Source organism: Salinicoccus sp. HZC-1 (genome assembly GCF_046736035.1).
Classification (GTDB): Bacteria; Bacillota; Bacilli; order Staphylococcales; family Salinicoccaceae; genus Salinicoccus.
Genome location: NZ_CP177130.1, coordinates 1,997,162 through 2,021,953, shown reverse-complemented (window position 1 = coordinate 2,021,953; position 24,792 = coordinate 1,997,162). Strand labels below are relative to the sequence as shown.

The following is a 24,792-nucleotide window of genomic DNA, read 5'->3' as shown; positions in this document are numbered from 1 at the left end:
GATAGAACTATTAGCTAGGAGGAAAAGAGTATGAACTATATTATGGGCATTCAGCTATTACCGCACCATCCTCAGACGAGCGACCATCATTCCCATGTACCCGGAGCAATCGAAATCATCGAAGAAAGCGGTCTGACACATTTTGTCGGTCCGATGGAAACGACAGTCGAAGGTTCTATTGATGAGTTGATGAACCTGGTTAAAAAACTTAACAGCCATCTCGAAAATGAAGGCTGCGATCAGGTTATTTCCAACATTAAACTTATCCAATCCGAAAAACCGATCAAAATCAAAAATATTCTTTCAGACTACTACGAGTTTGACGAAGAGTAATAGCTTTCAAAGGAAAGCGGAATGACCCGGGACAAGTGTTCCGGGTCATTTTTTAACCGGAACTTCGTTTTGAGGGATGCAGGCCGATAAACGGTGCTATCGGTCCCGTTATCCGGGCAGTATGGCGCCATGCAGGGCACTCCGGATTAAATCCGTCCAATAAAAAGAAACCGGGATTTCCCCGGTTTCCACAAATTATCTATCAAAGTCTAACCATTAATCGGTTCGCTGCGAATATGGAATCTGACACCGCGGGGACCTTCTATGCTGAACATCCCCCCGATGCCTTCTACGACGTCTAGTGTCAGACGTGTATGTTTCCAATATTCATATTGTCTATGATGCATATAGAATGGAACACCTTCAACCTCACCCAGCTTGACATCGGCATCTCCGATGATCATCGTGCCTTCCCTGAAGCACATTGGGCTTGAACCATCACAGCAGCCTCCGGACTGGTGGAAGATAAGGCTGCCATGTTCTTCTTTCAATTCCCTGATAAGAGATCTGGCCGCTTCCGTCGCATCGATAGTACTCAGCGTTTCCATTTTAGAAGAACCCTTTTGGAGATTCGCTGTAGCTTACAAGCAGGTTTTTAGTCTGCTGATAATGGCTGAGCATCATCAAGTGGTTTTCGCGGCCGATACCACTCATTTTGTAGCCACCGAATGCAGCGTGGGCAGGGTAGTCGTGGTAAGTGTTCACCCATACACGGCCTGCCTGGATTGCACGTCCGAACCTGTATGCTTTGTTTTGCGAACGGGTCCACACGCCGGCACCGAGGCCATACAGTGTATCGTTTGCCATTGCGATGGCTTCATCATCATCCTTGTATGTTGCCACAGCGAGTACCGGCCCGAAGATTTCCTCCTGGAAGATTCTCATCGTATTGTCGCCTTTGAAGATTGTCGGTTCGAAGTAATAGCCGCCTTCAATATCTCCATCCACTTCTTTGATATTTCCGCCGGTTAATATTTCCGCCCCTTCTTTTCTTCCGATATCCAGATAGGAATTGATTTTCTCTTTCTGCTCTTTGGAAGTCTGTGCGCCCATCATCGTATTTTCATCGAATGGATTGCCCACCTGGATTTTTTCAACCCGTTCGATGACCCGTTTCATGAATTCATCATAAATATCTTCATGGACCAGAGCACGTGATGGACATGTACATACTTCGCCCTGGTTCAGTGCGAACATTACAAGCCCTTCGATGGCCTTATCCAAATAGTCGTCGTCTGCATCCATGACATCTTTTGCGAATATGTTCGGTGATTTCCCCCCGAGCTCCAGCGTAACCGGAATGATGTTCTGGCTGGCATTCTGCATGATGATCCGTCCTGTCGTCGTTTCACCGGTAAACGCGATTTTATTTATTTTATCGTGTGTTGCCAGTGCCTGACCGGCTTCCGAGCCAAACCCGTTGACGATGTTGACGACACCTTTTGGAATCAGATCCCCGACCAGTTCCATCAGATGCAGAATCGTCGACGGTGTCTGTTCAGCGGGTTTGAGTACTACGGAGTTCCCGGCTGCCAGGGCCGGTGCCAGTTTCCATGTCGCCATGAGCAGCGGGAAGTTCCATGGAATGATCTGTCCAACGACGCCCAGCGGTTCATGGTAATGATAGGCGACCGTGTCATTATCAATTTGGGAAATTCCCCCTTCCTGTGCCCGGATGGCACCGGCGAAATATCTGTAGTGGTCGACGACAAGCGGCAGGTCGGCATTTAACGTCTCACGGACCGCCTTGCCATTTTCAAACGTTTCCAGCACAGCCAGTTCCTCAAGGTTTTGTTCTATGCGGTCGGCGATTTTAAGTAATATGTTACTGCGTTCCGTCGGTGATGTTTCCCCCCATGATTTTTGGGCCTCATGCGCGGCAGCGACTGCTTTGTCGACGTCTTCTTTTGTAGAGCGCGGCACTTTTGATACGGCCTTGCCGATGACGGGCGACTCATTGTCAAAATACTGGCCGCCTGCAGGCGGGACCCATTCTCCCCCAATGTAGTTCTCATACTGCTTTTTGACTTTGTACTTCGCGTTCTCTTTGTTTGGAAATTCGAATACCATCTGTCATACCCCCTAATCGTTATAACTCAATTTTATCCGAATAGTCTGTCTTTTGTAAAGGCTTTCATACTGATGAGGAAACTTGGTGAAGGAGGCAATTACCTTTATAATGAAAAAGAGACTGAGATTAGGAGTGAAGGGAATGGGGAAATGCCCTTTTTGTAATCATGAATGGACGTACAAACAGAAGTTATTCGGTTATGCATTAAAACCGAGAACGAGAATAAAATGCCCGGAATGCCGGGAATACATAGAACCGTCAACACTTACAATTTTATATGATTACATCGCAGTAATCGGTGTCGCACTGATGGTGTTCTTATTGATACCGGTGATGCATCTGCCGGCCGGCATTTCCATAATGCTCAGTATCGCATTGCTTGCGATCTATCTTGTGATCTTTCTGCCTTTTACCGTAAGATTCAAGCGATATCATTACAAATGAGCCGCCTTCTGCAGCCAGCTTGATTATCTCCCTCACTGTGTTAAGATAAAAAAGTTGAAATCCAACTTGGTATAAAATTACACGAGGTGAGGGAGAAATGAAGAAATACAAATTGATGGACTGGCCAACATTCGTTGCGTCTTTACTGATATTGCTGTCGGTGGTTATACCGCTCCTAGTATTTCCGGAGGCAAGCAATACGATCATTCTATACCTTAACAGCATGGTGACCACAGGTCTGGGTGCGGTCTATCTTGCTTTGGGACTCGCAGTATTTTTCTTTGTCCTGTATCTGGCATTCGGCAAATACGGGCAGGTGATGCTCGGGGAGGAGTCGGATGATCCCGAGTTCGGCACACTCAGCTGGGCGGCAATGCTTTTTTGTGCCGGCATCGGCTCCAGTATCCTGTACTGGGGTGTTATTGAATGGGTGTACTATTATCAGTCCCCGCCGTTCCACCTGGCTCCGGGAAGCGAAGAGGCCGTCAACTATGCCAGTACTTACGGCATGTTCCACTGGGGGCCGATTGCCTGGGCAATCTATGTACTGCCGGCACTCCCGATTGCTTATTCGCTGTATGTCAAAAAGACACCGATACTAAAAATCAGTCTGGCGTGTGAACCGGTACTGGGGAAATATACGACCAGATGGCCGGGTAAGATCATCGATATCCTTTTCATATTCGGTCTGCTGGGCGGAGCGGGAACAACACTCGGACTCGCCACGCCGATGATTGCAGCCGGTATTGAATCTCTATTCGGTGTCGATGGAGAGAATATCATACTCCGTTTAAGCATATTGATTATAGCGACGCTGATTTTCGCCTTCAGTGCCTACTCAGGGCTGAGGCGCGGCATTAAAGTGCTCAGCGATATCAACATATGGCTGACGTTCATACTGCTTGCCTTTGTCTTTATCGTGGGGCCGACGGTGTTCATCATGGAAACGACAGTCTCCAGTGTGGGTCTCATGCTCAAGGACTTTTTCCGTATGGCAACATGGCTGGAACCGTTCGGCGGGTTTGACGAGATACCGGAAACATCGTTCCCGCAGGACTGGACAGTATTCTATTGGGCCTGGTGGCTGGTGTATGCACCGTTTGTCGGATTGTTCATCGCCCGTATTTCCAAAGGCAGACGGTTGAAGGAAGTCATTTTGGGTACTTTGATCTATGGTACTTTGGGATGTGTGCTGTTCTTTGGGGTACTCGGCAACTACGGTCTATGGCTGGAGATTTCAGGTACATTTTCAGTTACTGAAGTGCTGTCGAATCAAAGTGGGGAAGATGCCATCATGGCAATCATCAGCCAGCTGCCGATGGGGGACGCCACGACAGTGCTGTTCCTCGTTACAGCGTTGATCTATCTGGCGACGACCTTCGATTCAGGGTCGTACATTTTAGCGGGAACGACCCAGACTGAAGTCGAAGGTGAGCCGTACAGATGGAACCGGTTGTTCTGGGCATTCGCATTATCCCTGCTGCCGTTTTCATTACTGTTGATCGGCGGAGAAAATTCATTAGATCTGCTTCAGACGGCTTCGATTGTTGCCGGGGCACCGTTGATTATCATCTTTATCATTCTGATGGTGTCCTTTATCAGGACACTGAGTGACGACAGAATCAAGCTTGAAGAAAAGCGCAGAGCACACAAGGAAAAAGAGAGAAAAACACTTTCCATCTCGCACGCCAAGCGTGACAGATGGTGGGAATGATAATACTGCAGTCTTAATACCCTGCCCGGATAAAATCTCCGGGCAGGGTATTTTTAATCCATGGCAGTCTGATGAAATGGAAAACCAAGCAAAATTAACGATTTAGTGAGATAATGGTATATACAGTAAATTTGAGAGGATGAGTGCAGTGATCATTTATAAGAAATGTCTGGACTGTGGCTCACGTGAGACCGAAGAGTTAAAAGTCGATGAGTATTCATGTGTGGAATGTGGAAGCAAATGGACTAAAGAAGAAGCTTTCGAAGCGGCGTATGATGATATCAATGTCATGAAAGTTTCCTATGGCGGATTTTTTGGCGGATATAACGAAATAGATATTGATATAGAGAACAGCGAAGTAAGCTTAGGTTTTACACGCGGAAAAGTTGAAACGACTGTCAGAGAGCTGAATAAGAAAGAAATTACAGAACTTATGAATATGCTTAAAGAAGTGGATATACTGAACTGGAAACGCAGTTATGATAATCCGTACGTTCTGGATGGCACGCAGTGGGATATCACTCTGCAGAGAGAAGCCGGCGATCTGGTCCGTTCGGGAAACAACGAGTTTCCCAAAGGATGGGATAAATTCGGCAGCGGCATAGAGAAAATTGCGCAGGCCAGCATTTTCCAGTACTGATCTATAAATTGAAAGGACCGCTTTTTAAGGAATCAAACCTTAAAAAGCGGTCCTTTTTGGTCTATACAAAGATTTCACCTTTAATGATCGTATGAACCAGATTGCCGTCCTCATCGTACAGCACAAGATCGGCATCCGCGCCTTCTTTGATGACGCCTTTCCGGTCGGTGATGCCCAGTTCAACTGCGGGGTTATACGAGGACATCTTTACAATATCCGTCCATCCGCAGCCGGTGAATTCGAGCATATTCCGGACCGCCTGGTCCATCGTCAGCACACTGCCTGCGAGTGTACCGTCCTCAAGCCGGGCTTCATTGCCGGCAACGTGGACTTCCTGGCCGCCGAGGTCGTATTGTCCGTCAGGCAGGCCCTGTGCACGCATGGCGTCAGTGATCATGATCATCCTGTCGGAAGTGATGGTGTCATAGGCAAACTTGACCATTTCGGGATTCGAATGGATACCATCGGAAATGATTTCGACATAGGCATCAGACATATAGGAGAAACCGACTACACCCGGTTCCCTGTGATGCAGCCCCCGCATGCCGTTATACAGATGGGTGACGTGGCTGACACCATTTTTTCCGGCTTCCTGCAGTGTATGATATAACGCATCCGTGTGACCGGCGGAAGGGATGATGGAAAGTTCCCTTAAGGCTTCAAGAAATGCGCCATCCTCATCTTCTTCGGGGGCAAAAGTGATCAGACGGATTCTGTTGCCTGAAATATCCTGCAGATGGCGGATCAATTCAGCATCCGGCGCAACTATATGTCCAGGATACTGGGCACCGGGGTGTTTTTTGGAAATGAAAGGTCCTTCCTGATGGATACCGAGCATTTCCGCACCGGACTGGTAAGTGTAATCAGTCAGGTTCATCAGTGCCCGTTCAATATTCTCTATCGTTGAAGTCATCGTCGTCGCTAGAAATGAAGTGGATCCTGTCTTGGGAAGATGGGCGGATATCTTCTCGATATACTCCATGTCTGCGTCCATTGCATCGACACCGTCTGCGCCGTGAATATGCATTTCGATCGCCCCGGGCAGAAGATTTTTATTTTCTGCATCGATAAAATCATCGGCATCCGGACAATTTTCCATATGACCGAAAGAATCGATTTTTTTATCTTTAATAAGCAGCCAGTGTTCCGGGTGAACGGCCTCGTGCGTAATGACTGTGGCATTTTTTATAAGTAATTTCATTTAATCGCATCCTAAACAAAAATATAATTTATTAAAAACAGAAATGCTAATAAAATAAGTATATCAAACATATGGCAAAATATGCTATATTGTAAGCGATAACATATTAAGGGTGTTAATTAAGAGGGAGGAAATGATATGTTGCGTTATGTTCAAAATATGGGGAGATCTTTCATGCTCCCGGTTTCAGTGCTGCCGGCCGCGGCCTTATTGCTCGGTATCGGCTATGCCATTGATCCTACTGGTTGGGGCGGAGAAAGCGTAATCGCGGGCTTCTTCATCAACGCCGGCGGTTCGATACTTGATCATCTGGCCATCATCTTTGCGGTCGGTCTTGCATTCGGTATGTCGAAAGACAAGAACGGGGCTGCAGCGATCACCGGACTGGTGTCGTTCCTGGTAGTTACGAATCTCTTAAGTGCCGAATCTGTTGCACTGCTGCAGGGTGTTGCGGTGGAAGAGGTCGGAGAGGCATTCGGCGTCATAGAAAACAACGTCTTAATCGGTATTATCACAGGTCTGATCAGTGCCGCTCTTTACAACCGGTTCAGTGAAACGAAACTGCCGCCGTACCTGGCATTCTTCAGCGGCAGACGTGCGGTTCCGATCATTGCAGTGTTTGTGATGCTTGCTGTTACCGGCGTCCTTTATGTTGCATGGCCGCTGCTGTATAACGCGCTGTTCAACTTCGGCGAGTGGATCAGTGGGCTGGGTGCACTGGGTGCAGGCATTTACGGTTTCTTCAACAGATTACTTATTCCGACAGGACTGCACCACGCATTGAACTCGGTGTTCTGGTTCGATACAGTCGGAATCAATGATATCGGCAACTTCTGGGCAAGTGAAGGGGAAGCGGGTATTACGGGGCGCTATCAGGCCGGGTTCTTCCCGATCATGATGTTTGGCCTTCCGGGTGCAGCGCTTGCGATGTACCATACAGCAAAAACGAAATATAAAAAGGCTGCCGGTTCAGTTTTACTGGCAACTGCACTGACTGCATTCCTGACGGGTGTAACTGAACCGATGGAATTCTCATTCATGTTCCTGGCACCATTACTTTATGTGGTGCATGCATTCCTGACAGGACTGTCCATGTTCATCGCTGCTACATTTGAATGGACGGCAGGATTCGGGTTCAGTGCCGGTCTCATCGACTTTGTGCTCAGTACGCAGGTTCCAATCGCAAACCAGCCATACATGCTTATAGTGCAGGGCCTGGTATTCTTCGTTCTGTATTATGTGATTTTCAGAGTGATCATCACTATGCTGGATCTTAAAACACCGGGGCGCGATGCTTCTGTTCTTGCTGAAGATGGCGCATCTTCTGTTTCAGACGACAGTGTGCAGTCGGAACAGAAAGCTTCCGGTAGCTTTGATGATAAATATTCACAGCAGGCGGACAAGATCCTGATCGGTCTTGGCGGCAGAGAAAATATCGATACAGTGGACTACTGTACGACGAGACTGAGAATAAATGTCCATGATGATTCAAAAATTGATGAAGGTCAAATTAAAACTTCAGGTGCCCATGGTGTAATCAAGCCGGGTAAAAACAATGTCCATGTGGTTGTGGGCACTGAGGTTGAACATGTTGCTGAAGAAATGAAGCGTATGTTATAACGTGATTCCATCAGGCATTCCGATATCGGAATGCCTTTTTTAGTGGTCATGATGGAATATTATTATATAATAGCGGCAAAGGAGGGGGATTATGTTCTCATTTAATCATCCTGTAGAAATAAAGTTCGGGGCCGGTATATTTACCCGCCTGAATGAATTCGTTGTAGATTATGATTACGTGCGTATTGTTGTAGTGGCATCCAATTCCCAGGTTGAAAATGGTGTTGTGAATCTTATTGAATCGCTGCTCGGGGATAAAGTGAGGCAGGTGGTCACCGGCATAGAAGCGAATCCGACTTTGGGAAATGTGGAGTCCATTACAAGTGCGATGTATGAGCAGGATGCGCATGCCGTAATCGCCGCGGGCGGCGGTTCTGTGATGGATGCTTCCAAAGCTGCTGCAGCGGCTTATATGCAGGGGATCGGGATAGAAGAGCTGCTTAACCATACAGACTTTTCCAAAGCACTGCCGATCATAGCGATTCCTTCGACAAGCGGTTCTGCTTCAGAAGTGACGGCTTCGAGTGTAATCAGTGATAAGGAAAATGGGCTCAAAGTGCCATTGTCCGGCCCGGGACTTTATCCCAAATTGGCAATTGTGGACCCGGAACTGACTTATACGTGTCCGCCGAATGTGACTGCAGTTTCAGGCGTTGATGTGATCTGCCATGCGCTGGACTGTTTGGGGTCGGCCAAAAGCAACCCGATTTCCGACGCCCTTGCAATCCGTGCAGCGAAGCTCGCTTTTGAAAATCTCGCGCTGGCATTTGAAGAACCGGAGAATAGGGAGGCGCGCACGAACATGTCCCTTGCGAGTGTACTTGCCGGGATCGCTTTCAGCCAGACAGGGACATCGGCCTCTCATGCAATGAGTTACTATCTAACTTCACATTTCGACATCCCGCATGGGGAAGCGTGTGCTTTTTCATTGGACGAGTGGTTCATAAAGAATGCAGAGGTTAACCCGGAACTGCACCAGCATGCCAAAGATATCGGGTTCGATGATGCGGCGCATTTGAGCGTGCGGTTTAATGATTTAAAACGCAAAGTCGGTCTGAGGCTCACTTTGGATGAGCTCGGCATCAACCGTGATGAAATAGAAAACATAGCGGGGGAAAGTTTGAAACAGGCGAACATGAAGAACAACATAGCACAGTTGGATAAACCTGAAATCGTACAGTTGCTTGAAAGAAAGTAGGTGGTGTCTTATGAAGAGACGCATCTTTTCATTGAGTATCGCTGCGATGATTCTTCTAGTGGGGTGTAGCAATATGGAAGAGAAAAAAGATTATCTTGTGAGTGTAAAAGAAGATTTCAGTGAAGAAGAATTAGAGGAATTCAATATTGCCGAAGAAGATATAAAACACAAATTTTCATTCATGGATATGTATCTGATTTCCCTGAGTGAAAGCCAGGTGAAGAAATTGGAAGCACATGAGAAAGTGAATTATGTCGAAAAAGACCAGGAAGTTTCAACACCGGAACCCGGAAATGATGAAAAATGATCAGGGGGGCAGTGAATGGCTTTGATTATCCGCAGACCTGAACCGCCGGATGCCCTGCGGATTGCTGTCATATGCAGTGAAGGATGGCGGCAGACGGTCCGGGATACGATGTCTGAATCCTATCAGCATGCAACGATTTCATTCTGGTACAAAGAAGATAAAGTGATCCAGGGTATTAAAAGCGGCAGCTATAGTTATGTGGCGGAAATGGATGGATCTGTCGTTGGTGTCATCGGCGGCGGAATGGCAGCTGCCGGTACTTCTGAAGTATTTATCTTCTATGTGGATGCCGGCTTCCGGTATCAGGGGATCGGTAAAGCGCTGCTCGGCCCGCTGACTGAAGACCATATCAAAAAGGGAGCGGTTGAACAATGGGTATCAGTCCAGGAAGGGAACGATTACGGTCAGCCTTTTTATGAAGCACGGGGATTCCAATATCAATTCCCGAAGAAGACAAAGACCGCAACCGGTGAAGTTCAGGTTTCATTGCGTTTTAAGCGTGAATTGTAAGCAGCCTGTGACTCTTTTAGTCACAGGCTGCTTTTATTTTTCCGGAGGCTTTGAATCTCTTTTTCAGCTGCTTCAATATGTTCTGTCATCTTTTCGCTGATATCTTCAAGGTGAAAAGCGGATTTTGTTTTCTTCAGGTGTTCTTCAGCGTTATCAGCATCATTTAAAGCGAGATAAATTAAACACATCAAATAATGTGTCTTCCCCAGATAGTACATCGTATTATGCTCCTGAATCCGGATGAGCAGCTTAAAGCAAATATCCAGAGCCTGGACATCTTTAAAATTACTGTAAAGACTGTTTGCGTAACCATAATACAGCTGGATCAGCATGTAATGGTCGAAATAATGGCTGTCTTCATGTGACAGAATACGCGTTTTGTAGCGGGTGTACAGTTCAAGGGCTTCCTCATATTTGTCCTGAGTGATGTACAAGTCACCGAGCGTATTGATGATTTCGAGTTCGAGGTCCGACTTGTTTTTCTTTTCTTTCATCAATTCAACCAGAATTTTCTCTGCCTGATCATATTTTTCTTCATTTCTTAATACGATGGCGGAGTAAGTTTTGAAGAGCCTGTCAAAATTGTTATATTTCAAATCGAAATTCGGATTATCATAAATTGTTTCCTCTGCATCTTTTAGAGTCATCTTCAGCATATCGGTATGGCGGAAATAGACATATTCACGCAGTTTCTCTAGATAAAAGTCAATCAGTGCATACTCTGAATCCTCATCGACGAACAGTGTCTGCATGCTGATACCGAGCCGCTGGCACAGCTGATACAGTACTTCAGCAGTGATGGCGGTGTCGCCGCGCTCGAAGCGGTAGATCGTCGTCATGCCACATATGCCCTCAGCAAGATCTTTATGGGTCAATCCTTTCAGATGTCGTATGTTTTTGAAACGCTCATGATATTCCATAAATATCCTCCTTTTTGTTCACAATTTTTGCATATGTGAATATTGATTAAAAATTTAGAATACTTCATAATGTGGTTATAGACATTGATTGGTGGTGAAAGGGATGAAAAAACTTATCGGCGTTCTGATTTTGGGCTTGATGCTCATTAGTTCAGTATCATTCAGCAATCCGGAAACAGTAGAAGCGAGTATTGTTAAGCCGGAGTCAGCAGAATTTGGCACGGCTGGTGGTGCATATACGTCTGATGGTAGACTCCGCCCCATCGATGTTTATTAGCAACTTATAGTAAGTTCATTTTTTCCTTACCCTTAATTGGATTTACCCCCTGCCTAAGAAATGCACCCGACCTCTTAATAATTTCAGGCAGGGGGTTTTTTTGTGCAAAAAAGTATGCCGGATGCATACAATTGAGTTATCTTTCATATTATCATACCCAAATATGAAATGCCTTAAAGTAAAATAAAAGATAATTTATTATAGTTATACATAAGAACAAATCTAATTTCATTTTTGAAGTAGTTTGTTATAATTGAAAAAAATGATTTTCGGAGGAACAAATGAAGAAATATATACGGGTAGTCGGTGCGGTAATTGTAAACGAAAATGATGAAATTCTATGTGCACAGCGTCCTGAAGGAAAAAGTCTTGAACTGATGTGGGAATTCCCCGGCGGTAAAATCGAAGAAGGGGAACTGCCGGCAGATGCCTTAAGGCGTGAACTGGAAGAGGAAATGGGCTGTCAAATTGAAGTGGGCGATAAAATTACGACGACAGTCCATGAATATGATTTTGGTATCGTTGAACTGACAACATATTACTCCAAAGTGATTTCCGGTGATATCCAGCTGTTCGAACATGTGGATATGAAATGGCTCGCCAGGAATGATATTTCCGCACTCGATTGGGCACCGGCAGATATTCCTGCAATTGAATTGATTGAAAAAGGATAGATGATTCTGCTGAGAATCCCGCCTTATTTGAGAGTCGGGGTTTTTTAGTGGATTATTTAAAGAATATTCAGTATAATTATATTTAAATTATTTCTGGGAGTGTTTTTTACATAATGAAAGTTTCCATAATAGGTGCAGGCAATGGTGGGATTGTCGCAGCAGCTGATTTGACCGTCCGTGGTCATGATGTGACGCTGTATCATTCCATGCAGGCTTTGAAAGATCCGCATCAGGATATAATGCAGAATAAATTGAAATATAGAGGTGAAGAGATATTTTTCCATAAATTCACCCAGGACCCGAAAGAGGCAGTCGAGGGGGCAGAGGTCATTATGACGTGTCTGCCGACAAACATACTGCCGCAGATGTTTGAAGAACTGATTCCATACTTGAGTAATGGTCAGATGATTTTTATCAACGGCGCGAGTGCGATGAACAGTGTCGTTTTAACCAACCTGCTGAACGAAAAGCGGAGCGGCGTGTCTGTCCTCATTGGTGAATCCATGTCGCTGACCTATGCCGCAAGATATGATTATGAAAATAATGATGCAGATATCATATTGCGCAGTAAGCATAATCTGTTCAGTGCATATCCGAGCAGCAACACTGAGCTGATGCTGGAGAAGCTGCTGGGACTATATGACACATTGGTTCCGGCGGGCAATGTCATCGAGACAGCGTTAAACAACGGTAATCCGGAAAGCCATCCGGCACCTTCGATTTTAAATACCGGTTATATCGATAATCACGGAGATGAATTTTATCTGTACAAAGATGGCGTGACCAATCACACCGTAAAAGCGATTGAATCCATCGATAAAGAACGTCAGGAGATCTGTGCCGAACTTAATTTCGAAGTCCTTGATAAATCGGCGCGTTCAGAACGCAGCACTTACTTCGAGCGGGATAAAAGTCTTAAAGATCAATACAATGAAAGCATCGTGCTCAAAGATCTGCTTGGACCGACGACGCTTAACAACAGATATATCATTGAAGATGTCGGTTACGGGCTTGTGCTGTGGAAGAGCATCGGTGAGGCGCTGAACATTAAAACGCCGACCATCGATTCAATCATTCATCTGGCATCAATCATGCTTGAGTACAACTTTATGCAGGAAGGGCTGACATTGGAAAAGCTCGGTATCGATGTTGGAATGGATTTGAATGCACAGGTATAATAATGACCCGGTCCTCATTAGGATCGGGTCATTTTGACTACTCATTCTTTTTGTGGGTGATGACTTCCGCATCACGGTTCCCTGCGATTTCCTTTGCGCGTTTGACGGCCTCGTCTTTTGTATCGTACGTATTGCTCGGCCGCTTGGCGCCTTTTGTCTGTACTTTCCATTCATCATCTTCATAGAATACTTCCACATCATTATCTGCAATCTTGCCGCCCTGGACATCGGGATCGTCTTCATGCTGTGTAATATCTTTATTCTCAAGTTCTTTTAATTCGTCATCACTCGCGTCGCTGTACCATTCCTGGGCCTGTTCAGTACCGATTGGAATCGCGCGGTTATCTTCATACCCTTCTTCAAGAAGTGCATTGATGATATCAATCGCTTTCTTACGTTCGAGCTTCTCCATATTTTTCAATGAATCCGGATAATCATTTGTTGTATAAGGCATTCCGATTTCTCCTTTCTTAAATCTCTAGTATTATAGTACCCACAATACTAAAGAATAAAGGTGATGAAATGCTATTTAAATATGAAGTGGAAACGGACAAAAGAGAAGCATTTGTTAATATCGATTCATTAGTTCAAAAAGCATTGGATGAATGCAAGCTGCAATTTGGTATAATAACAGTATTCACGCCGCACACGACTGCCGGTATAACGATCAATGAAAATGCAGATCCGGATGTAGTAAAAGACCTCGTATATGGGATGAACGTCACTTTTGATAACAAAAAAGAGTATCAGCATGCCGAAGAGAATTCCGATTCACATATGAAATCAACGCTTGTGGGCGCAAGTGAAACGCTGATTGTGGAGAATGGTAAAGTCATTTATGGGACATGGCAGAGTACGTACTTTGCGGAGTTCGATGGACCGCGGAAGAGAACGGTTTATATAAAAGTGATAAAAGCGTAAAAATGGCAAAATAAAACCTGCACCGGGTGAGTGCAGGAAAAATAGGAGAAATTTTTATTAAGAAAATGGAATAGGTTGTAGTTAATATTTATTAACTATCTTCATAATACTGAATTTTCAGATTAATTTCAAGAGTTTATTTTACATTTTTGGATTTATTTTTTTAGCATGGGGTAAATGATATGAAAAGGATATTGGAGGCAATCATGGATTTTATAAAATCATTACTTATATTTCTGTTTAAATTGTTTGTTGTGCTTTTAGTCATTGCTACAGCAGGTGTTGCTGTACTTGCATTCTTCCTGAAAAAAGACGTGGATGAAATTAAGGAATTCACAGAGAATCTGAAGCGGGAGATCAATTCGGAGAAGGCATAAGGACAAATTTAATTCTGTAGGAGCGGAGCACTTCGGTGTTCCGTTTTTTTAATTTGCAGGCTCACCTCATCGTTTCAATCGCATTGATGTGAGAGCAGGGGTCTCACATCAACGTTTCCTGGTCATTAATAGGGGAGGGTGTACTTCATATCAATGGTTTTTAGTCGTTGAGGTAAGGAGCCTTTTACACATCAACGCCCGGCTTTCATTAAGGTGAGAGCAGCAGGGTCACATTAATTTCTGTATTTCGATGAGGTGAGGAGGCATTTTCCCATTAACGTCCCGATTACAGTGATGTGAGCCGGACAAGATCACATTATCGGTTTTTAGTCGTTGGGGTAAGGAAGAGTCTTCGTCGACGCTGGATCGGTAATAAGACAACAAACCGTACTGTCACTCCGATAAAAAAAGACACCTCGGCGACAGAGACGTCTTGTCTAAAAATATAAACTTCAATTCAATTCTATTCGTTCAATGCTTTATCCAGTACTTCGGCATTCTCCCGCATGAACGACTGATATGTGGCGTCTCCGGGGTCTTTGTCGGTCAGCACAGAAAGATTGTGGAATTCCAACGGTTCTGTATCTGTTTGTCTGCGGATGGTGTCAGCAATTTTTGATGTGAGGTTCTGTTCGTAAAGAATATACGGCACATCCTGTGCTTCAACATTTTCAATGATTTCAGTGAGTTCCTGCTGTGAGGGTTTCTGATTGTTCAGACCCGTGATGCCGACCTGATTGAAGTGATAACGGGCTGCCAGGTAGCCGAGGGACTCATGTGAAATGTAAACACTGTTCCTTTTAGGGGATTCCGTGACAGCTTTGAATTCTGCATCGAGCGCTTCTATATCATTTTTAAGTATTTCGAAGTTTTCATTATACAGTGCTTTCTGCCCGGGATTCATTTCAATCAGCTGATCTTTTACGGCTTCGGCCATCTGCAGAGAAATCATTGGATCGAGCCAAATGTGCGGATCTTCCGAGCCATGATCATGTCCGCCGGCTTCTTCACCATGTCCGTGATCATGGTCATGGTGCGTCTCTACGTAGTCTTCTTCTGAAATGCCGCCTGCAGCGGCGAAGAAATTGCTGTGATCCCCGACTGCGCTTTTGATTTTTTCTGCGACCGGATCGAGTGTATCCGTTGTATAGACGAATAAATCACCGTCGGCATATTCGATCATTTCTCTCTGAGTCGGTTCATATGAGTGGACATCGACGCCGTTTGGATAAATTGTTTCCACTTCCACTGTATCCCCGCCAATCTGTTCGACGAAGCTCTTTAGTGGAAATACTGTTGTATAGATTGTCAGTGTATCCCCGTCATTGCCTGTGTTGTCTGCCGTTTCATTACTGCAGGCAGCAAGTGCGAGCACCAGCAGGACGGAGAACATAAGTGTTATAATTTTTTTCATGTATGGAGGCTCCTTTTATTATTTACAGCGGAACGATTACGATTTAAAATTATATCGTAACGATTACGATTAGGCAAGGGGAGATTTATATTTTCATAAAAGTATTGAAAAAAACAGTATAAACGCTTAAAATGGTTAAGGCGGTTTAATGAAGACGGGGATCTGGCTGATATTGAATAGCAATCGTTTCATCCTGACTGCAGGATGATCAACTGGCCAGTTGAAAAGTAGCCCGGCAGTACTTTCAGAGTGCTGTCTGACATGGTATAATATTAATATTGTTCCAATTTTGCAGATCCATCACCGCAAATCGAACTAGAAACACGTATAGCAAAGGAGGCGGAACTGATGAGAGTAAATGTAACTTTGGCTTGCACTGACTGTGGAGATCGTAACTATATTACGACTAAGAACAAAAAAAACAATCCTGAGCGTATTGAAATGAAAAAATACTGCCCGAGATCAAACAGCTACACAATACACCGTGAAACGAAGTAATGTGTGACTTTTCGGCCGCCTGATAAGGGCGGTCTTTTTTTATACTATCAAATATACGATTAGTGGAAGTGGGGCATGCCGTTCTGCTATCATTGACAGTGAAGAAGTACATCGCTCGTGTTTTAATATTTCCCGAAAGAAGTCTCCCTCTTCAAGCGTGTAACGGGCGAAGCCCAACGGTAAGAGGGAGATGAATTTCGGTTGGTATAGCCAAAATTGTCTTTCTATTTGCGACGTGCTATAATCAGTCTTAACAAGGTGAAAGGTTGGTATACCAATGGAATTAGACAGTAATAATCATTCAGTGTTCTTGATGTATTACCACCTCGTTCTGGTTGTGAAATATCGAAGAAAACCGATTGACGATACCCTCTCGGATTACGCCAAAGAAATGTTTGAGCGTTTGGGAAAGCCCTACAATGTCACATTGGTCGAATGGAATCACGACAATGACCATGTGCATATCCTGTTTAAAGCGCATCCGAACACGGAGCTATCAAAATTCATCAATGCGTACAAGAGTGCGAGTTCAAGACGAATCAAAAGCGAGTTTCCGCAAATCAAACAGAAGTTATGGAAGGAATATTTCTGGTCAAGAAGTTTCTGTCTGCTCACCTCCGGCGGTTCTCCAATTGAAGTCATCAAAAAGTACATCGAAAATCAACGCGTGAATTGAGGGGAAATGATATGGCGAATAAAGCGTATAAGTTTCTGCTGAACCCGACAAAGGAACAGGAACACCTCCTGCTCAAAACATTTGGATGTGTCCGTCTCGTGTATAACAGAATGCTCGCTGAACGGAAAGCAGTCTACGAGAAGTTCAAAGACGACAAGGAATCGCTGAAACAGCAGAAACTTCCGACTCCAGCTAAGTACAAACAAGAGTTCGAGTGGCTAAAGGAAGTGGATAGCCTTGCACTTGCCAACGCTCAAATGAACCTTCAAAAAGCGTATACGAACTTCTTTGCGGGTCGTGCCATGTTTCCGAAGTTCAAAAGCCGAAAATCGAAACAGACGTATACAACGAACCGGGTCAACGGAAACATTCAGCTTTCAGACAGCCATATCAAATTGCCGAAACTCGGACTTGTCCGACTGAAGCAACATCGGGAAATTCCTTCGCATCATGTCATCAAGTCATGTACGATTTCCCGTTCCGCAACAGGAAAGTATCAAGTTTCCATCCTGACCGAATATAAGCACGAACCGAAACCAAAAGAAATCAATGAAATTATCGGATTGGATTTTGCGATGGACGGTCTATATGTCGAAAGCGAACAGGGTGAGAAAGCCAATCACCCCCGTTTCTATCGGCAGACACAAGAGAAATTAGCGAAAGAGCAGAAAGTGCTTTCCCGTAAAACGAAAGGTTCTGCCCGTTACGAAAAACAGCGAATCAAGGTCGCAAAACTGCATGAGAAAGTCGTCAACCAACGGAAGGATTTCCTGCATAAGAAATCGTTTCAGTTGGTAAAGAAATATGATGCAGTCGTTATCGAAGCCCTCGACATGAAAGGCATGTCGCAAGCCCTCAACTACGGGAAAAGTGTTTCCGATAACGGATGGGGCATGTTCACGACATTCCTTGGGTACAAATTGCTCGAACAAGGGAAGAAACTGGTCAAAATCAACAAGTGGTTTCCTTCGACAAAAACCTGTTCGAGTTGCGGGAATGTAAAACCTGTCGCTCTTTCGGAACGCATCTACTCTTGCGAGTGCGGATTCGTCTTCGATAGGGACTGGAATGCTGCTATCAACATCAAAAACGAAGGACTCTTGATGTTGGGATTATCCTGAAAACCATAACCGCTGGTTCAGCGGGATTAGCTCGGTCAGTTTTCGTTGGCTACTAAAAGCAACGATAAGTCGAGAAGCCCCCACTTCAAACAACCCGGAAGGGTATTAAGTGGCGGGTAGTTCACAAAATGCATGAAGGAGAACTTGCTGATGACAACGATTATGGAAGGTAAGAAAGTGGCCGCATATCTTTCTGAAGAGATTAAAAATGCACTTGAGGAATCCCATAAGCACGGGATCAAACCTAAAATTGCTTTTGTCAGGATCGGGGACCTGACGGATGCCATCTCATATGAAAATGCGGCTGTAAGGCGTGTTGAGAAACTTGGGATCGATACGGAGCAGTTCCATTTCCCCGGGGATGTCTCCGCCAAAGCATTTTTAACGAAATTCAGGGAGATCAATGAAGATTACTCGATCAACGGTATTCTGCTGCTGCAGCCGATTCCAAAGCATATCGATATGAAACGTGTCGTGGAGCTGATGAACCCGATCAAGGATATTGACGGAATGACACCGATCAACATCGGGAAGGTCCTGATGGCTGAAGATGACCGTCTGGAACCCTGCACACCTGCTGCAGTGATGGAAATTCTGAAATTCTATGATATTGACCTGAAAGGGAAAAACGTCACTGTTGTCGGTGCGAGTGCGGTTGTCGGCAAGCCGCTTTCTTTATCACTGATGAATAAAGAAGCCACGGTGACGACATGCAATCTCTATACTGACAATCTGGTGGATAAATGTAAAAATGCAGATGTGATCATTAGTGCAGCAGGGGTGATGAACCTAATTGATGAAGAACATGTTAAAGAAGGTGCCGTTGTTATTGACGTCGGCATTAACTTCACTGAAGAAGGCAGAATGGTGGGCGATGTGAATTACGAAGCGGTCAAAGACAAGACATCATTCATCACACCCGTGCCGGGCGGTGTGGGGGCGATCACTACGACAGTGCTTGCCTACCACCTTATGATGGCCACGGATTTTCAAAAAGAGCCGGTGCTGTTTCTGGAGAGTTGATTGGCGGAGGCCGGGATCCAGATCCCGGCCTCTCTTTCTTTGCAGCGGTCATATAGAAAATACAATATACCTCTGATATATTGTTGACGATACATATATGTGATGGAGGATTTAATATGAGTAACGAAGTAACGGGGAAAAGCAACGTGGGATTCTATATTTCTATTTTCATGATTCTGGCAGGTTTTATCGCTCTTGGTATTCATAACCTGTTAACAAAAGAGTCTGCTGCCGCTTTATGGCTTTCCGTAATAGGGTTGGTGGGTCTATCGGGATTGTTATATATTTTTGCTGCAGCTCTCATCAGGCAAAACAGGAACAAAAGGGATTAGATCATTTCCATCAGACGGCGGGAATATGCCAGATTTTTTACGGATTACATACTGAAAACAGTATGTTTTGGAAAAAGTGGTTTGCCCGTATCGGCAAACCACTTTTTTTACTTGTTAAAGCATCAAAATATCCAGAATATCCATGAAGGATATGAACACCATGTCATCTGTTCGGGATTTGGTTTTCTGCCCAATCAGTATCTGGCTCCACATATCGACTTTAATGATGTTCAGTGTGACATAGAATCGTTTGCCGTCATAATAGTATTCAACCCGTATCTGTCTTTTTTCCACGCAGGCTTTCTTCAGAATACGGTCCATTTCCACCAGACGGTCATCAGAAAGTTCCGGGCGGCTGATTTTTGTCTGATCATCGATCAGGCGGTCCACTGTTTCGTACTGCTCCGGCATGGTGGCAAAAGGGGCCCATTTGATCATTCCTCTGCCCTGTGGAATATTGGAGTCCAGCTTTTCTATCGGCATGTCGCGGTAATCCATTTGTATCCCCCTTTTCTTTACTGTGCTGCTTCAACTTTATTATACGAACATATGTTCGATTTTTCAAGAGGAGAAGAATTAAACGTTTCATTTAGGGAATCATAAGGTATATGCTAGTATTATTGAAAAAGCTCATTTTAGGAGGAAGATTAAATGATCGGATACGTTGGAACTTACACGAAAGAAAAAGGTGAAGGTATCTATCGATATGAACTTGACCTTGAAAAGGGGGAGTTTGAATCTGTTGAAACAGCTGCCAAATGCCCAAATGCAACTTACCTGGATATTCAAAATGACCGGGTCTATGCGATTAAAAAAGGAAAAACCAAAAGCGGCATCGCAACATATGAAGTTGCGGATCTTGAGACGGGGGAACTCAAGTTCATCGATGACTGCCTTGAAGAGGGCGATTCCGGTTGTCACCTGGTGCTGACTTCTGATCAGAACCATCTGGTGGATACGGTCTATGGTTCAGGCGAGGTAAGATTATACGAAGTGGATGACAGAGGTGTAGTGACGGACAGGCTGGATGTTTTCCAGATTGAAGGCGACGGTCCCCACGAACGCCAGGACGGCCCGCATGCACACTTTGTAACGGAAACGCCGGACCGTCAATATCTCACGGCGGTAGATCTCGGTGCAGATAAATTGGTGACGCTTAAAATAGAAGACAGCATGCTGAAAAAAGTGGCGGAGTGCCAGGTGGCTCCGGGCAGCGGCCCGCGTCACCTAGTATTCAATGAGGCCGGAAATTATGCGTTTATATTTACCGAGCTTTCCAATGAAGTGATCGGGGCGGCTTATGAAGATGGCGAATTCACGCCTGAAGCGGTTTATTCCACACTGCCTGAAGATTTTGACGGCCATTCACAGGGGGCTGCGATCCGCAAGCATCCGAATAAGAAATTTTTATACGTATCCAACAGGGGACATAACAGCATTGCCGTATTCAAAGTGAGTGAGGATGGAAAGAACCTCGAGAGGATCCAGATCGAATCGACGAACGGGGACTGGCCGCGTGATTTCAATATTACGCCGGATGGTGCCTATCTTCTGTGCGCCCATGAACGCTCACATAACCTTGTATTGTTCAAAGTGAATGAAGATGGCACACTCACGCGCCAGGAAAGCGAAGCGGAAGTGCCGGAAGGCGTCTTCGTTGGATTCCTGTAAAAAATGAAAAGGCGCAGCATCGTCATTCTTGTTCTGATCTTGATTGCGGTATTACTGCTCGTTCTGCCGCTGGCAGATAAGACGAGCGGTTCGGAACGGGTGATCATAGATAATACACTGCATGAGATTGTGCATCCGTCCTGTTTTGATCAGTCGGAACTGACGAACTACATCGATGAGGTTTCCTATTCGAGGGCAACAGAGGAACTCGGGTATACGGTAGAAGATGCGTGTTCCACACAATATTTGCAGGAAGGCAAGGAAAGTGTAATAAGTAAAATATTTAACTGAAAAAAGTTGATAGATTATATTGATTTTTCAGAAAATTGATGATAATATTTGTTCATACCATTTTTTCATTCTTTCAACTATTATTTTTTTGGAATTGCCTTCCATTAAAAAAAGCCCCTGCGGAAGCGGGGGCTTTCTTATGTCTTATTTAATTTTTACATCGTCAAATTTGTCGTCCTTGATGGCAAAAGCGACATATGGACATGTCGGCTGAATCTTCTTGCCGTCTTCCCGGGCCATCTCGACAATCTCATCCACGAGGTCTTTGGCAAGCCCTCTGTTACGGTAGTCGGGTTCTGTAAACGTACTGGTTACATCATAGTATTCGTCATGTTCCTCGTAAATGAGTTCGGCAATCACGCTGTGGCCTTCCTCGAGAAAAAGTCTTCCATCTTCCTTTTTAAGCATGAAATCTGCTCCTTTCCGAATAGATGATAAAATATAAAGCTTTCTGACTGTCAAAATGCAGCCAGGATTGTCATCCAAAAACCCGGGTGTTCAGCAGGGTTTTCTATGACAGAGCTTTAGTAATGTTTGGTACGACCTGCTTTTTGCGTGAAACCACGCCTTCCAGCACAGCCGTGTTTTCATCAAGGGAAACATCGAATGCTTTTGCCACCGCTCCGGATTCTTTTCCTAATGAGAGTACTTTGGAACTGGATTTAAGAATATCCGTTACGACAAGTACGAACAGATCATAACCATCCGCTTCGACCTGTTTGTTGATCGCCTCTTCCAATTCCGCTCTTCTTTCGAACACTTCATCAACATCGACTACATTGATTTGCGCGATACGTGTCGTTTTGGCGCCCATATCGAATGACTTCGCATCACCGGTGATCAATTCGTCTGCTGTTTTATCTTTAGTGGAAGCGCCCGCTTTGAGCATTTCGACGCCGTATGATTCAAGATCGACACCGGCAAGCTCTTTCAATTCACCTGCTGCATCGATATCCGCGTCTGTTGTAGTCGGGGATTTGAATAATAGAGTATCCGAAATAATCGCTGAGACCATCAGACCGGCCATTTCTTTTGTGATTTCAAGATTGTTTTCCTTATAGATCTTGTTAAGGATTGTTGCTGTACATCCGACCGGTTCAGCACGGTAGTAGAGCGGGGATTCCGTCTGGAAGTTCGCAATGCGGTGATGATCCACCACTTTCAGGATTTGTGCATTTTCAATGTTTTCAGCAGACTGCTGGAACTCATTGTGGTCGACAAGAATGACGTGATCGTCATCTTCCAGTTTTTCAAGAAGTTCAGGGGACTCCACTCCGAAATGTTCAAGTGCATACCGGGTTTCTGCACCCACTTCTCCAAGACGGTAGCTTTTGGCGTCGTTGCCCAGCCGGTTTTCGATATCCGCTGTGACGATCGCTGATGTGATTGTGTCTGTATCCGGGTTTTGATGTCCAAAAATTTTAACTGCACTCATATTAAATGTCTCCTTTGATATATTATTACTATTCCCATTTTATCATTCAAACACTCATTCTTCTATCGTTCCACTGTGGCCCCGAGAGAATTTTTAAAATGTTCCAGGGCGAATGTATGTCCTTCCGGGTTGAAGGATGCGACACAGGAGGCAGGCACTTTTATTTTATAGCCCTTGTTATAGGCGTCGACGGCAGTATGCAAGATACAGATATCCGTGACGAGGCCGGTTAAAACGACGGTGTCGATGTTCCTTTCCCGAAGCAGCTGATCAAGATTCGTTCCCGCAAATGCGCTGTACCTTGTTTTGTCTATAAAGAATACATGGCCGAGATCTTTTATCTCCTCGTATATCCTCTTGACCCGGCCATAGAGTTCCCGGCCTCTGGTGCCGGCAATGTTATGCGGCGGAAAGAGCGCAGATTCCGGATGATGGGGGTCTCCTTCCTGATGCAGGTCCATCATGAAGAATACCGGCTTGTTTGCGTCACTCGCGCTTTTTATCTTCTGAACCAATTCCTCTTCGATCTCCCGGGCGGGGATGCCGGCTGTAAGCCTGCCGTCGGGTGCTGCGAAATCATATGAATAGTCGATTACCAGAAGTGCTTCTGACATGTTGCTCCCTCTTTTCTGAATGATTTGCTTTTATTATTCCATTAAACGGCGGTAAATTCTATTGAACTGCTGTTTTTCTCTTTGCCATGAATATCAGATTCAGCATGACTATAATGAGGATGACCCCCGCGAAAAACGTAAAGTAGTGGGCGCCGCCGGTGATGCTGATGATCGTACCGCCGATGACCGGTCCGGTAATGCTGCCGAGGCTGAACATGATGCCCGCCATGAGGTTCCCGGCAGGCAGGTTGAATCTCGGCGTGATATCGGTCATATAGCTGATGCCGAGAGAATACATGGAGCCGACAAAAATGCCGGCCAGTATAAAGAGCAGAAGCAGCATGATGAATGATGTACTGAAGACTTCCATCAGCAAGAATGTGCCGGCGCCTAAAAGGAGCAGGATGTTGATGAGCTTCGCCCGTCCCGTCCTGTCCCCCAAACCGCCGATCGGCACCTGCAGCAATATGGCCCCGAGGCTGAATGCCGGCAGGATCCATGTGATTTCAGAGAGTTCGAAGTCATTTCTGATGGCAAATACCGGGAAGTTGCTGTTCAATGATGCTTCAAGCACACCATATAGCATGGGGAATAAAAATGCCACCCAGCTCGTAAGCAGTACATCCTTGAAATTCTTCAATGTATTGAACAGGCTCACCGGCGCCCCGGTATCCTCCGGTCTGGCATCCTCTGCACCCTTTAACATGAAGATCAGCGGCCAGGCCATCATTGTGAGTATGCCGGAGACGATAAACGGCAGAGGTTCCCATATTGTGACCAGCTCGCTGACTTTCGGCCCCACCATGAATCCTGCGGAGAAGAACAGGCCGTAGAATGCGATGACCCTGCCGAGTTTGTGGTGGGGTGTGCTCTGGGTCAGCCAGGTCTGGGTACTGAAGTGGAGGGCGTTATCCCCGATGCCCACGATGAGCCGCAGTATGAACCACAGCCATATTGAATCGAGCACAGGAAACAGCAGCAGGGACACACCGACGATGGAACCGCCGATGATGATCATCGGGCGGAAGCCGTATTTTCTAAGCGGGGCCTCGATGAACAGCGCTGACAGGAGCACCCCTATGTAAAGGCCGGAGGCATGGATGCCGTTGATCGTTGCACTGATATCCTGATTTTCGAAAATGAATGATATCAAGGGGAGGAGCATCCCCTGGGAGAACCCGGATATGCAGACGATGACTGACAGAATGATGAAGCGGGCTCTGAAACTTCCGAATTTCATAGTATCACTCCAATTTCTTTATATTAATGGTATCAGTTATTCTTGTGTTAAACTGGTTATGAATAATTATAACTGATTTACAGCATTCATGA

At 45.3% G+C, this 24,792-nt stretch carries 31 protein-coding genes; 20 read left to right on the top strand and 11 right to left on the bottom strand.

Going from position 1 to position 24,792, the window contains the following annotated elements; translation table 11 throughout:
- The first annotated feature begins 30 nt into the window (after positions 1-30).
- Positions 31-333: an MTH1187 family thiamine-binding protein gene (locus ACKRAT_RS10625; RefSeq protein WP_411842392.1), complete on the top strand. Its 303-nt coding sequence runs from the start codon at positions 31-33 to the stop codon at positions 331-333.
- A 209-nt stretch (positions 334-542) separates the two neighbouring features.
- Here ACKRAT_RS10625 and ACKRAT_RS10620 read toward each other — a convergent pair whose 3' ends face one another.
- A complete protein-coding gene (locus tag ACKRAT_RS10620; RefSeq protein WP_411842391.1) occupies positions 543-881 on the bottom strand; it encodes a DUF779 domain-containing protein in 339 nt (112 codons plus the stop codon).
- A 1-nt stretch (position 882) separates the two neighbouring features.
- Positions 883-2,403: an aldehyde dehydrogenase family protein gene (locus tag ACKRAT_RS10615; protein WP_411842390.1), complete on the bottom strand. Its 1,521-nt coding sequence runs from the start codon at positions 2,401-2,403 to the stop codon at positions 883-885.
- 109 nt (positions 2,404-2,512) lie between these two features.
- Here ACKRAT_RS10615 and ACKRAT_RS10610 point away from each other — a divergent pair, with 109 nt between their 5' ends.
- From ACKRAT_RS10610 to ACKRAT_RS10600, 3 genes are all read left to right on the top strand, one after another.
- Positions 2,513-2,848 (top strand): TIGR04104 family putative zinc finger protein, encoded by a 336-nt coding sequence (locus tag ACKRAT_RS10610; RefSeq protein ID WP_411842389.1) that lies wholly within the window; start codon positions 2,513-2,515, stop codon positions 2,846-2,848.
- Positions 2,849-2,945: 97 nt separating this feature from the next.
- Positions 2,946-4,562 (top strand): BCCT family transporter, encoded by a 1,617-nt coding sequence (locus ACKRAT_RS10605; RefSeq protein WP_411842388.1) that lies wholly within the window; start codon positions 2,946-2,948, stop codon positions 4,560-4,562.
- A 148-nt stretch (positions 4,563-4,710) separates the two neighbouring features.
- Positions 4,711-5,202, top strand: a complete 492-nt coding sequence (locus ACKRAT_RS10600; protein ID WP_411842387.1) for a hypothetical protein — start codon at positions 4,711-4,713, stop codon at positions 5,200-5,202.
- Between the two features lie 61 nt (positions 5,203-5,263).
- Here the strand turns inward: ACKRAT_RS10600 and nagA are convergent, their stop codons facing one another.
- On the bottom strand, positions 5,264-6,403 hold the full coding sequence (gene nagA, locus ACKRAT_RS10595) for an N-acetylglucosamine-6-phosphate deacetylase (RefSeq protein WP_411842386.1): 1,140 nt from the start codon (positions 6,401-6,403) through the stop codon (positions 5,264-5,266).
- 138 nt (positions 6,404-6,541) lie between these two features.
- Here nagA and nagE point away from each other — a divergent pair, with 138 nt between their 5' ends.
- The 4 genes from nagE (at position 6,542) to ACKRAT_RS10575 (ending at position 10,038) form a co-directional block, all read left to right on the top strand.
- Positions 6,542-8,023 (top strand): N-acetylglucosamine-specific PTS transporter subunit IIBC, encoded by a 1,482-nt coding sequence (nagE, locus tag ACKRAT_RS10590; protein WP_411842385.1) that lies wholly within the window; start codon positions 6,542-6,544, stop codon positions 8,021-8,023.
- Between the two features lie 91 nt (positions 8,024-8,114).
- The gene (locus tag ACKRAT_RS10585) at positions 8,115-9,221 is read left to right on the top strand and encodes an iron-containing alcohol dehydrogenase (protein WP_411842384.1); all 1,107 of its coding nucleotides are present in this window, start codon (positions 8,115-8,117) and stop codon (positions 9,219-9,221) included.
- A 10-nt stretch (positions 9,222-9,231) separates the two neighbouring features.
- The gene (locus tag ACKRAT_RS10580) at positions 9,232-9,528 is read left to right on the top strand and encodes a protease inhibitor I9 family protein (protein ID WP_411842383.1); all 297 of its coding nucleotides are present in this window, start codon (positions 9,232-9,234) and stop codon (positions 9,526-9,528) included.
- A gap of 15 nt (positions 9,529-9,543) precedes the next feature.
- Complete coding sequence (locus tag ACKRAT_RS10575) at positions 9,544-10,038, top strand: GNAT family N-acetyltransferase (RefSeq protein ID WP_411842382.1); 495 nt, start codon at positions 9,544-9,546, stop codon at positions 10,036-10,038.
- Between the two features lie 20 nt (positions 10,039-10,058).
- Here the strand turns inward: ACKRAT_RS10575 and ACKRAT_RS10570 are convergent, their stop codons facing one another.
- Positions 10,059-10,958 (bottom strand): helix-turn-helix domain-containing protein, encoded by a 900-nt coding sequence (locus ACKRAT_RS10570; RefSeq protein WP_411842381.1) that lies wholly within the window; start codon positions 10,956-10,958, stop codon positions 10,059-10,061.
- Positions 10,959-11,061: 103 nt separating this feature from the next.
- Between ACKRAT_RS10570 and ACKRAT_RS10565 the strand changes: the two genes are divergently transcribed.
- The 3 genes from ACKRAT_RS10565 to ACKRAT_RS10555 all read left to right on the top strand — a co-directional run bounded on the left by ACKRAT_RS10565 (position 11,062) and on the right by ACKRAT_RS10555 (position 13,087).
- A complete protein-coding gene (locus tag ACKRAT_RS10565) occupies positions 11,062-11,235 on the top strand; it encodes a hypothetical protein (protein WP_411842380.1) in 174 nt (57 codons plus the stop codon).
- A 281-nt stretch (positions 11,236-11,516) separates the two neighbouring features.
- The gene (locus ACKRAT_RS10560; protein ID WP_411842379.1) at positions 11,517-11,909 is read left to right on the top strand and encodes a (deoxy)nucleoside triphosphate pyrophosphohydrolase; all 393 of its coding nucleotides are present in this window, start codon (positions 11,517-11,519) and stop codon (positions 11,907-11,909) included.
- Positions 11,910-12,022: 113 nt separating this feature from the next.
- Positions 12,023-13,087, top strand: coding sequence for an NAD/NADP octopine/nopaline dehydrogenase family protein (locus tag ACKRAT_RS10555; RefSeq protein ID WP_411842378.1), 1,065 nt, complete (start codon positions 12,023-12,025; stop codon positions 13,085-13,087).
- A 37-nt stretch (positions 13,088-13,124) separates the two neighbouring features.
- On the opposite strand, the gene ACKRAT_RS10550 is transcribed toward ACKRAT_RS10555, so the two are convergent.
- Entirely contained in the window at positions 13,125-13,541 is a 417-nt protein-coding gene (locus ACKRAT_RS10550) for a DUF2188 domain-containing protein (protein ID WP_411842377.1), read from the bottom strand.
- 68 nt (positions 13,542-13,609) lie between these two features.
- On the opposite strand from ACKRAT_RS10550, the gene ACKRAT_RS10545 reads away from it, so the two are divergent.
- On the top strand, positions 13,610-14,008 hold the full coding sequence (locus ACKRAT_RS10545) for a secondary thiamine-phosphate synthase enzyme YjbQ (RefSeq protein WP_411842376.1): 399 nt from the start codon (positions 13,610-13,612) through the stop codon (positions 14,006-14,008).
- 182 nt (positions 14,009-14,190) lie between these two features.
- Entirely contained in the window at positions 14,191-14,385 is a 195-nt protein-coding gene (locus tag ACKRAT_RS10540; RefSeq protein ID WP_411842375.1) for a hypothetical protein, read from the top strand.
- Between the two features lie 463 nt (positions 14,386-14,848).
- Here ACKRAT_RS10540 and ACKRAT_RS10535 read toward each other — a convergent pair whose 3' ends face one another.
- The gene (locus ACKRAT_RS10535) at positions 14,849-15,799 is read right to left on the bottom strand and encodes a metal ABC transporter solute-binding protein, Zn/Mn family (RefSeq protein ID WP_411842374.1); all 951 of its coding nucleotides are present in this window, start codon (positions 15,797-15,799) and stop codon (positions 14,849-14,851) included.
- A gap of 348 nt (positions 15,800-16,147) precedes the next feature.
- On the opposite strand from ACKRAT_RS10535, the gene rpmG reads away from it, so the two are divergent.
- The 5 genes from rpmG (at position 16,148) to ACKRAT_RS10510 (ending at position 19,449) form a co-directional block, all read left to right on the top strand.
- Complete coding sequence (gene rpmG / locus ACKRAT_RS10530) at positions 16,148-16,297, top strand: 50S ribosomal protein L33 (protein WP_411842373.1); 150 nt, start codon at positions 16,148-16,150, stop codon at positions 16,295-16,297.
- A 277-nt stretch (positions 16,298-16,574) separates the two neighbouring features.
- On the top strand, positions 16,575-16,973 hold the full coding sequence (gene tnpA / locus ACKRAT_RS10525; protein WP_411842372.1) for an IS200/IS605 family transposase: 399 nt from the start codon (positions 16,575-16,577) through the stop codon (positions 16,971-16,973).
- 11 nt (positions 16,974-16,984) lie between these two features.
- A complete protein-coding gene (locus ACKRAT_RS10520) occupies positions 16,985-18,094 on the top strand; it encodes an RNA-guided endonuclease TnpB family protein (RefSeq protein WP_411842371.1) in 1,110 nt (369 codons plus the stop codon).
- Between the two features lie 150 nt (positions 18,095-18,244).
- Positions 18,245-19,117 (top strand): bifunctional 5,10-methylenetetrahydrofolate dehydrogenase/5,10-methenyltetrahydrofolate cyclohydrolase, encoded by an 873-nt coding sequence (locus tag ACKRAT_RS10515; RefSeq protein WP_411842370.1) that lies wholly within the window; start codon positions 18,245-18,247, stop codon positions 19,115-19,117.
- A 116-nt stretch (positions 19,118-19,233) separates the two neighbouring features.
- The gene (locus ACKRAT_RS10510) at positions 19,234-19,449 is read left to right on the top strand and encodes a hypothetical protein (RefSeq protein ID WP_411842369.1); all 216 of its coding nucleotides are present in this window, start codon (positions 19,234-19,236) and stop codon (positions 19,447-19,449) included.
- 114 nt (positions 19,450-19,563) lie between these two features.
- Here the strand turns inward: ACKRAT_RS10510 and ACKRAT_RS10505 are convergent, their stop codons facing one another.
- A complete protein-coding gene (locus ACKRAT_RS10505; RefSeq protein WP_411842368.1) occupies positions 19,564-19,947 on the bottom strand; it encodes a YolD-like family protein in 384 nt (127 codons plus the stop codon).
- 153 nt (positions 19,948-20,100) lie between these two features.
- On the opposite strand from ACKRAT_RS10505, the gene ACKRAT_RS10500 reads away from it, so the two are divergent.
- Positions 20,101-21,120 carry a lactonase family protein gene (locus tag ACKRAT_RS10500; RefSeq protein WP_411842367.1) on the top strand — a complete coding sequence of 340 codons (1,020 nt, stop codon included), beginning with the start codon at positions 20,101-20,103 and terminating at the stop codon, positions 21,118-21,120.
- Between the two features lie 3 nt (positions 21,121-21,123).
- Positions 21,124-21,411, top strand: coding sequence for an alpha-amylase (locus tag ACKRAT_RS10495; protein WP_411842366.1), 288 nt, complete (start codon positions 21,124-21,126; stop codon positions 21,409-21,411).
- A 144-nt stretch (positions 21,412-21,555) separates the two neighbouring features.
- Here the strand turns inward: ACKRAT_RS10495 and ACKRAT_RS10490 are convergent, their stop codons facing one another.
- The 4 genes from ACKRAT_RS10490 to ACKRAT_RS10475 all read right to left on the bottom strand — a co-directional run bounded on the left by ACKRAT_RS10490 (position 21,556) and on the right by ACKRAT_RS10475 (position 24,700).
- On the bottom strand, positions 21,556-21,819 hold the full coding sequence (locus ACKRAT_RS10490; protein WP_411842365.1) for a GNAT family N-acetyltransferase: 264 nt from the start codon (positions 21,817-21,819) through the stop codon (positions 21,556-21,558).
- 103 nt (positions 21,820-21,922) lie between these two features.
- Positions 21,923-22,846 (bottom strand): manganese-dependent inorganic pyrophosphatase, encoded by a 924-nt coding sequence (locus ACKRAT_RS10485; RefSeq protein WP_411842364.1) that lies wholly within the window; start codon positions 22,844-22,846, stop codon positions 21,923-21,925.
- 62 nt (positions 22,847-22,908) lie between these two features.
- The gene (locus tag ACKRAT_RS10480) at positions 22,909-23,460 is read right to left on the bottom strand and encodes a cysteine hydrolase family protein (protein ID WP_411842363.1); all 552 of its coding nucleotides are present in this window, start codon (positions 23,458-23,460) and stop codon (positions 22,909-22,911) included.
- A gap of 58 nt (positions 23,461-23,518) precedes the next feature.
- The gene (locus ACKRAT_RS10475) at positions 23,519-24,700 is read right to left on the bottom strand and encodes an MFS transporter (protein WP_411842362.1); all 1,182 of its coding nucleotides are present in this window, start codon (positions 24,698-24,700) and stop codon (positions 23,519-23,521) included.
- Positions 24,701-24,792 lie beyond the last annotated feature (92 nt).

What these genes read in the sequence shown, in the direction of transcription:
- ACKRAT_RS10625 (WP_411842392.1), top strand. Translation starts at nt 31, where the DNA reads ATGAACTATATTATGGGCATTCAGCTATTACCGCACCATCCTCAGACG.
- ACKRAT_RS10620 (WP_411842391.1), bottom strand. Translation starts at nt 881, where the DNA reads ATGGAAACGCTGAGTACTATCGATGCGACGGAAGCGGCCAGATCTCTT.
- ACKRAT_RS10615 (WP_411842390.1), bottom strand. Translation starts at nt 2,403, where the DNA reads ATGGTATTCGAATTTCCAAACAAAGAGAACGCGAAGTACAAAGTCAAA.
- ACKRAT_RS10610 (WP_411842389.1), top strand. Translation starts at nt 2,513, where the DNA reads ATGAAAAAGAGACTGAGATTAGGAGTGAAGGGAATGGGGAAATGCCCT.
- ACKRAT_RS10605 (WP_411842388.1), top strand. Translation starts at nt 2,946, where the DNA reads ATGAAGAAATACAAATTGATGGACTGGCCAACATTCGTTGCGTCTTTA.
- nagA (WP_411842386.1), bottom strand. Translation starts at nt 6,403, where the DNA reads ATGAAATTACTTATAAAAAATGCCACAGTCATTACGCACGAGGCCGTT.
- nagE (WP_411842385.1), top strand. Translation starts at nt 6,542, where the DNA reads ATGTTGCGTTATGTTCAAAATATGGGGAGATCTTTCATGCTCCCGGTT.
- ACKRAT_RS10585 (WP_411842384.1), top strand. Translation starts at nt 8,115, where the DNA reads ATGTTCTCATTTAATCATCCTGTAGAAATAAAGTTCGGGGCCGGTATA.
- ACKRAT_RS10580 (WP_411842383.1), top strand. Translation starts at nt 9,232, where the DNA reads ATGAAGAGACGCATCTTTTCATTGAGTATCGCTGCGATGATTCTTCTA.
- ACKRAT_RS10575 (WP_411842382.1), top strand. Translation starts at nt 9,544, where the DNA reads ATGGCTTTGATTATCCGCAGACCTGAACCGCCGGATGCCCTGCGGATT.
- ACKRAT_RS10570 (WP_411842381.1), bottom strand. Translation starts at nt 10,958, where the DNA reads ATGGAATATCATGAGCGTTTCAAAAACATACGACATCTGAAAGGATTG.
- ACKRAT_RS10565 (WP_411842380.1), top strand. Translation starts at nt 11,062, where the DNA reads ATGAAAAAACTTATCGGCGTTCTGATTTTGGGCTTGATGCTCATTAGT.
- ACKRAT_RS10560 (WP_411842379.1), top strand. Translation starts at nt 11,517, where the DNA reads ATGAAGAAATATATACGGGTAGTCGGTGCGGTAATTGTAAACGAAAAT.
- ACKRAT_RS10555 (WP_411842378.1), top strand. Translation starts at nt 12,023, where the DNA reads ATGAAAGTTTCCATAATAGGTGCAGGCAATGGTGGGATTGTCGCAGCA.
- ACKRAT_RS10550 (WP_411842377.1), bottom strand. Translation starts at nt 13,541, where the DNA reads ATGCCTTATACAACAAATGATTATCCGGATTCATTGAAAAATATGGAG.
- ACKRAT_RS10545 (WP_411842376.1), top strand. Translation starts at nt 13,610, where the DNA reads ATGCTATTTAAATATGAAGTGGAAACGGACAAAAGAGAAGCATTTGTT.
- ACKRAT_RS10540 (WP_411842375.1), top strand. Translation starts at nt 14,191, where the DNA reads ATGAAAAGGATATTGGAGGCAATCATGGATTTTATAAAATCATTACTT.
- ACKRAT_RS10535 (WP_411842374.1), bottom strand. Translation starts at nt 15,799, where the DNA reads ATGAAAAAAATTATAACACTTATGTTCTCCGTCCTGCTGGTGCTCGCA.
- rpmG (WP_411842373.1), top strand. Translation starts at nt 16,148, where the DNA reads ATGAGAGTAAATGTAACTTTGGCTTGCACTGACTGTGGAGATCGTAAC.
- tnpA (WP_411842372.1), top strand. Translation starts at nt 16,575, where the DNA reads ATGGAATTAGACAGTAATAATCATTCAGTGTTCTTGATGTATTACCAC.
- ACKRAT_RS10520 (WP_411842371.1), top strand. Translation starts at nt 16,985, where the DNA reads ATGGCGAATAAAGCGTATAAGTTTCTGCTGAACCCGACAAAGGAACAG.
- ACKRAT_RS10515 (WP_411842370.1), top strand. Translation starts at nt 18,245, where the DNA reads ATGACAACGATTATGGAAGGTAAGAAAGTGGCCGCATATCTTTCTGAA.
- ACKRAT_RS10510 (WP_411842369.1), top strand. Translation starts at nt 19,234, where the DNA reads ATGAGTAACGAAGTAACGGGGAAAAGCAACGTGGGATTCTATATTTCT.
- ACKRAT_RS10505 (WP_411842368.1), bottom strand. Translation starts at nt 19,947, where the DNA reads ATGGATTACCGCGACATGCCGATAGAAAAGCTGGACTCCAATATTCCA.
- ACKRAT_RS10500 (WP_411842367.1), top strand. Translation starts at nt 20,101, where the DNA reads ATGATCGGATACGTTGGAACTTACACGAAAGAAAAAGGTGAAGGTATC.
- ACKRAT_RS10495 (WP_411842366.1), top strand. Translation starts at nt 21,124, where the DNA reads ATGAAAAGGCGCAGCATCGTCATTCTTGTTCTGATCTTGATTGCGGTA.
- ACKRAT_RS10490 (WP_411842365.1), bottom strand. Translation starts at nt 21,819, where the DNA reads ATGCTTAAAAAGGAAGATGGAAGACTTTTTCTCGAGGAAGGCCACAGC.
- ACKRAT_RS10485 (WP_411842364.1), bottom strand. Translation starts at nt 22,846, where the DNA reads ATGAGTGCAGTTAAAATTTTTGGACATCAAAACCCGGATACAGACACA.
- ACKRAT_RS10480 (WP_411842363.1), bottom strand. Translation starts at nt 23,460, where the DNA reads ATGTCAGAAGCACTTCTGGTAATCGACTATTCATATGATTTCGCAGCA.
- ACKRAT_RS10475 (WP_411842362.1), bottom strand. Translation starts at nt 24,700, where the DNA reads ATGAAATTCGGAAGTTTCAGAGCCCGCTTCATCATTCTGTCAGTCATC.